Raw genomic sequence first — 336 nt, 5'->3', positions numbered from 1 at the left:
ATTTCCGCGCCGATATGCCGGGCCATTTGCACCGCGATCAGCCCCGTTCCTCCCGTCGCGGTCTGAATTAATATTTTTTCGCCTTTTTTAAGTCCGGCTTTCCGGAAGGCGTCTATCATTGTCACCGCCACGGTAGGAAGAGCGCATGCTTCTTCAAAGGTCAGCCGGGCCGGTTTATGGTAGACTTGATGTTCTTTACATGTGATGAGATTCGCCTGAGAGCCAAATTCCTCTCCCATGCCGACAATCACTTCATCACCCGGAATGACGGATGTTACATGCCTCCCCGTCTTGATCACGACGCCGCTTGCTTCGAATCCCGGAGTGAACGGATAA

At 52.7% G+C, this 336-nt stretch carries 1 protein-coding gene; it reads right to left on the bottom strand.

Annotated features, from left to right (window positions below):
- Positions 1-336: alcohol dehydrogenase catalytic domain-containing protein (locus SB658_RS22660; protein ID WP_410602477.1), on the bottom strand; the 336-nt coding region annotated here is incomplete at both ends.

Source organism: Bacillus sp. SIMBA_008, assembly GCF_046535495.1.
GTDB lineage: Bacteria > Bacillota > Bacilli > Bacillales > Bacillaceae > Bacillus > Bacillus subtilis.
Note: the sequence above shows the minus strand (reverse complement) of the source record. Positions and strands in the feature narration are given on the sequence as shown.